Below are 5,399 nucleotides of genomic sequence, written 5' to 3'. Positions count from 1 at the left end.
CCTGCATGGCCTCGTCCACGCTCTGCCGGGTCTGGGCCACGCCCTCGGCGAGGATCTCGCCCTTGCGGATGACCTGGGCGCCGTCGACCGTGACCTCCTGGCCCTCGCGCAGGCGCATAATGTCCGGCCCGAGGTCGTCCACGAGCGGGATGCCCGCCTCCAGGAGGATGCCCGGCCCCAGGTTGGGGTAGCGGCCGGAGACCGACGGCGAGGCGTTGAGGACGGCCACGGGCTGGCACTCCACGAGCGCCTCCGCGGAGACGCGGTCCAGGTCCGTGTGGTCGATCACGGCGATCTCACCCGGACGCAGCCTCTTGGTGAGCTTCTTGGTGCGCGCGTCCACCCGGACGGCACCACTGGGCCGCTCCTGGGTCGACGCCTCCTGACGGCGGAAGGGGTTCCTCACGTCAGGGATTCTGCCACGCCCGCCTCAGCCAGGAGCTCAGCGGCGTGGCGCAGGGCGGCCTCGGAGTCCTCGTGGCCTGAGAGCATGCGGGCGAGCTCGCGCACGCCGGTCCTGCCCGGTCACCGGGACGACCCGGGTGGAGGTGGTGGGCGCCCCGTCCCGGGCGGCGTCCACCTCCTTGAGGACCACGAGCTGGGTGGAGGCCCAGGCTGCGACCTGGGCCAGGTGCGTGACGACGACCACCTGGTGGCTGCGCGCCAGGCGGGCCAGGCGCCGCCCCACCTCCAGGGCCGCCCGGCCGCCGACACCGGCGTCGACCTCGTCGAAGACGAAGGTGCGGCCGTGAGCCGGGCCCCCGCGCCCCGCCTCCTGAGGGTCCGTCTCACTCTGGGCCAGGACGACCTCCAGGGCCAGCATGATCCGGCTGAGCTCACCGCCCGAGGCCCCCTTGCCCAGGGGCAGGGCCGGGGCGCCGGGGTGGGCGGCCAGCAGCAGGGCGACCGTCTCGGCGCCGGTGGGCCCGGGCTCGGCCAGGGGCGTGAGCTCGACGACCAGGGCGAGCCCCGCGCATCTGAAGGCCCTCCAGCTCGGCGGTGACGGCCGCCTCCAGCTGCTCGGCCAGCTCCTGGCGGGCCCCGGTCAGGTCGGCGGCGGCCTGCTCCAGCTCCTGGCGGGCCCCGGTCAGGTCGGCGCGCCAGCCGGCTCCCGGCGTCCTGCGGGCCGTCGAGCTGGTCCAGGCGGGCGCTGGCCTGCCGCCCCCAGGCCAGCAGGGCGTCCACGTCCTCCAGCTCCTGGGGCCCGCCGATCCGCTGGCAGGCGCTCCTTAAGGCGCTACGGCGGTCCTGGACCCAGGACAGGCGCACCGGGTCGGCGTCCAGGGAGGCCAGGTAGTCGCCCAGCTCGCTGGCGGCGTCGGCGGCGAGGATCCCGATCTGGCGTACCTGGGCGGCCAGGTCCCCCAGGGCAGGATCCAGGCCGGCCGCGGTTGTCCAGGGCCCGCTCGGCACCGGCGGCCAGGGCGACGACGTCGGGCTCCAGGACCGTCTGGGAGGCCTCGTCCGCGCTCAGGGCGCCGCGTGCCCGGCTGACGGCCCGGCGCAGGTCCTCGGCGTGGTCCAGGCGGGCGGCCTCCGCCTCCAGGGCGGCGTCCTCCCCCGGGCGGGGGTCGAGCTGCTCCAGCTCCTCCAGCCAGGCACGCAGGCGCTCGGCCTCCGCCGCCCGGCCAAGCCGCCCCCTCCTGCCACCGTGCCAGGGCGGCGGCGGCCTCCCGCCAGGCCCGGAAGGCCGTGGCGTAGTCCCGGCAGCGCCGGGCGTGCTCCGCGCCCCCCAGCTGGTCCAGGGCGGCACGCTGGGCCGCGGAGGAGCGCAGCCGCAGCTGGTCGGCCTGGCCGTGGACGGACACGAGGCCGGAGCCCACCTCCGCCAGGACGGCCGACGGCACCGAGCGCCCTCCCAGGTGGGCGCGTGAGCGCCCCTGGGCGGGCACGGTGCGTGAGGCGATGAGGAGGTCCCCGTCCAGCTCGGCACCGGCCTGGACGGCCCGGTCGGCGGCACGGCCCCCGGAGGTCAGGACGAAGGTCCCCTCCACCAGGGCGCGGGAGGCCCCCGGACGCACCACCGTGCTCTCTGAGCGCTGTCCCAGCAGGAGGCCCAGGGAGGTCAGGACCAGTGTCTTGCCGGCGCCGGTCTCCCCGGTCAGGGCGGTCAGCCCCGGCCCGAACGCCAGGTCCGCCTCCTGGATGACGCCCAGGTCCTCAATGTGGACGGACTCGATCATGCTGTCCTCTCCCCCTGACCACGGCGCGGCCCCCGGGCGGGGACCCGCCACCCCGACACGGGCAGGTTGAACTTGCGCACCAGGCGCTGGGAGAAGGGGGCGTCGTTGAGCCGGGCCAGGCGCACCGGCCGGGTCGCGCGGGTCACGCGCACGGTGGATCCTGAGGGCACCGCGTGCCAGCGCCGCCCGTCGCACCAGATCTCGGCCGCGCCGAACCCGGCGTCCTTAATGACGACCTCCAGGGTCGAGTGGGTACCCAGCACCAGGGGGCGGGTGAACAGGGCGTGGGCCGCCACCGGCACCAGGAGCAGGGCCTCCACCTCGGGCCAGATGACCGGCCCGCCGGCACTGAAGGCGTAGGCGGTCGAGCCGGTGGGCGTGGAGATGAGCAGGGCGTCGCAGCCGAAGGAGGAGACGGCCTGCCCGTCCACGCCGATAGCGACCTCCAGCATGCGTGCGCGGTCACGCTTCTCCAGCGCGGTCTCGTTGAGGGCCCAGTCGCGGGTGACGGCGCCGTCAGGGGCCTCGACCTCCACGCGCAGGGTCATGCGCTTCTCCACCGTGTAGCGTCCGGCCACGACCTCGGCGACCACCTGCTCCAGGGCCTCGGGGTCGGCCTCCGCCAGGAAGCCGACGTGACCGGTGTTGACCCCCAGGAGGGGGACGTCCTGCTCACGCGCCAGCTCGGCGGCCCGCAGGATGGTGCCGTCACCCCCCAGGACCAGGACGAAGTCGATGCTGGCGCCCTGGGTCAGGTCGGTGACCAGCTCGTCCTGGGTGATCAGCTCCACGCCCTGGGAGCGGCAGATCTCACCCAGCTGGGCGACGGCCCCGGCCACGGAGGCGCCCCGCCGGTGGGGCGGGACCGGCTGGTCGTTGAGGTCGCGCTGGACCAGGAGGATACGGCGGATGCTCACACGCGCCCCCTGCGGCCTCCGGCGCCCGCGGGCCCCTGGGCCACGGCGCGACGGGTCTCCTGGGTGAGGGCGTCTCCGGTGAGGTCGCCGGAGGATCCTGCCTGGCCTGCGTGCATGTTCACAAAGTACTCGACGTTGCCGGCGGGCCCGGGCAGGGGGGAGGCGGTCACCGCGTCGATCCCCACCCCCAGGCGGTGGGCGTGGTCGGCGACGACCAGGACGGTCTCGACGTGGAGGGCGGGGTCCCGTACCACGCCCCCGTGCCCCAGGCGCTCCCGGCCGACCTCGAACTGGGGCTTGACCATGAGCAGCAGGTCGGCGTCGGGGGCGGCGGCCCGCAGCAGGGGGCCCAGGACCAGGGTCAGGGAGATAAAGGACAGGTCCCCCACCACCAGGGCGGGGGCGGGGGCCACCGCGGCCGGGTCGAGGGTGCGCACGTTGGTCCGGTCCAGCTGGGTGACCCGCGGGTCACACTGGAGGGACCAGGCCAGCTGCCCGTAGCCCACGTCCACGGCGGTCACGTGGGCGGCCCCACGGCGCAGGAGCACGTCGGTAAAGCCCCCCGTGGAGGCCCCCGCGTCCAGGCAGCGCCGCCCGCGCACGGTGGGCGCCAGGCCACGGGAGCCCAGGGCGTCCAGGGCCCCGGCGAGCTTGTGGGCGCCGCGGGAGACGTACCCGTCGTCGGGGACGCGGATCTCCAGGGCCTGGGCGGGGTCGACCTGTCGGGCGGGCTTGGTGACCACGACGCCGTCGAGGGTGACGTGCCCGTCGGTGACCATCTGGGCGGCCTGGGTACGTGAGCGGGCCAGCCCGCGGCGCACGAGCTCGGAGTCAATGCGAATGAGTCGGGCCACGGCCCTCCTTCTCCTGTCTGTGGGGGCAGGCGGGCGGCGCCCGGCCTTGAGCGTGTACGTGCAGCGGCTCAGTCCGCCTGCAGGGCGGCCTCCAGCATGGCACGGACCTCCTGGAGGGCGGCGGCCCGTTTGGCCAGGGGCAGGCCCGCGGCGGCCTCCACGCCCTCACGCGCCTGCAGGATCCGGGGTGGGAGCGGGCCCGGGACCGGGTGGGCGGCCACCTGGTCCCGGAGTGGTAGGAGGGCGTCGGAGGTCATGGTCCTGGGGGGCCCACCGTCAGCTCGGGCACGCTCAGGGCCTCCTGCCCCGCCTCGTCCGCGTGGGCCCAGGCGGCGCTGGCGGCGGCCCGGTAGGCGTCCAGGGTCAGGGTGGCGGCGGCCCCGGTCAGGTCCTGGCGGGCCCCGGGACGCGGGGCACGGGCCAGAACCAGGTGGTCGGCCTCCACGCGGGCCAGCTCCTGGCCGACCTGCCACCACGTGTCACCGTCCACGACCACGCGCACCGGCTCGGGGTGGGGCTGGAGGAGACCGCGCAGGTCGGTGTGCAGGAAGGCGGGGCGCTCGGCGGGCGGGGCCAGGACGACGTCACGGGCGGTGGACACCCCGGTCAGGACGTGGAGGCCGGGGATGGAGGCGGCGCGGGCCCCCACGTGGTCGGTGTTGAGGCGGTCGCCCACGGCCACGGGCCGTACCCCTCCGGCGCGGGCCAGGGCGCGCTCGTAGATGCCCGGGTAGGGCTTGCCACCGGCCAGCGGGGTACGGCCCGAGGCGTTGGCAATGGCTGCCACGAGGCTCCCGTTGCCCAGGGCGAAGCCCTTCTCCGTGGGCAGGGTGGCGTCGAGGTTGGTGGCCACGTGCAGGGCCCCCTTGGTAATGGCGTACAGGCCCTCGGACAGGAGCGCCCAGTCCACGCAGGGGTCCCAGCCCTGGACGACGGCGGCGGGGTCGTCGTCGGAGGTGCTGGTGACCCGGAAGCCCTCGTCCAGGAGGGCCTGGCGGACCCCGTCCCCTCCCACCACCAGGACCAGGGAGCCAGCTGGCAGGTGCTCGCGCAGCATGGCGGCGGCGTCCATGGCGGCGGTGAAGACCTCCTCCGGGTGGCCCTCAATGTCGTGGGCCCCCAGTTTGGCCACGACCTGCGCGGGCGCCCGGGAGGCGTTGTTGGTGACGAAGGACAGGCGCATGCCCGCGGCCCGGGCCCCGCCGACGCCCTGGGCGGCGTAGGGGACCCTGGCGTCGCCGGCGAAGCAGACGCCGTCGAGATCCAGCAGGGCAACGTCGTAGGCGGTGGCCAGGGGGGTAGCGAGCCAGCCCGGGAGCGACCGCGGGTGGACCGACTCGCCTGCACCTGCCACGCCGGGGCCCTGCCCGGCCCCTGGCAAGGTGCGGCGAGTCGGTCCACCGGGTCGTGCCCGGTGCGCTCCTCCCCCCCTGGGCCACCGCCTA

At 75.7% G+C, this 5,399-nt stretch carries 4 protein-coding genes and 2 pseudogenes; all 6 read right to left on the bottom strand.

Annotated features, from left to right (window positions below; all coding sequences use genetic code 11):
• Positions 1-4 precede the first annotated feature (4 nt).
• A pseudogene (locus tag C3V41_RS14115) lies at positions 5-406 on the bottom strand (putative cytokinetic ring protein SteA); the annotation flags it as partial.
• Positions 403-2,183: pseudogene (gene recN / locus C3V41_RS14335) on the bottom strand (DNA repair protein RecN). The pseudogenes recN and C3V41_RS14115, both read right to left, overlap by 4 nt.
• A complete protein-coding gene (locus C3V41_RS12675; protein ID WP_174714744.1) occupies positions 2,180-3,100 on the bottom strand; it encodes an NAD kinase in 921 nt (306 codons plus the stop codon). The pseudogene recN and the gene C3V41_RS12675 overlap by 4 nt, the downstream one beginning before the upstream one ends.
• Positions 3,097-3,954 carry a TlyA family RNA methyltransferase gene (locus C3V41_RS12670; protein ID WP_106108943.1) on the bottom strand — a complete coding sequence of 286 codons (858 nt, stop codon included), beginning with the start codon at positions 3,952-3,954 and terminating at the stop codon, positions 3,097-3,099. Before C3V41_RS12670 ends, C3V41_RS12675 begins: the two co-directional genes overlap by 4 nt.
• 68 nt (positions 3,955-4,022) lie before the next feature.
• The gene (locus C3V41_RS12665; RefSeq protein WP_106108942.1) at positions 4,023-4,211 is read right to left on the bottom strand and encodes a hypothetical protein; all 189 of its coding nucleotides are present in this window, start codon (positions 4,209-4,211) and stop codon (positions 4,023-4,025) included.
• On the bottom strand, positions 4,208-5,308 hold the full coding sequence (locus C3V41_RS12660; protein ID WP_106110863.1) for an HAD-IIA family hydrolase: 1,101 nt from the start codon (positions 5,306-5,308) through the stop codon (positions 4,208-4,210). The genes C3V41_RS12665 and C3V41_RS12660 overlap by 4 nt, the downstream gene beginning before the upstream one ends.
• Between the last annotated feature and the right edge of the window lie 91 nt (positions 5,309-5,399).

Origin of the sequence: Actinomyces sp. oral taxon 897, from assembly GCF_002999235.1 — a bacterium.
Classification (GTDB): Bacteria; Actinomycetota; Actinomycetes; order Actinomycetales; family Actinomycetaceae; genus Actinomyces.
This window is presented reverse-complemented; position numbering and strand designations above follow the sequence as displayed.

Coding starts and splice junctions, on each gene's coding strand:
- C3V41_RS12665 (WP_106108942.1), bottom strand. CDS start 4,211: ATGACCTCCGACGCCCTCCTACCACTCCGGGACCAGGTGGCCGCCCAC.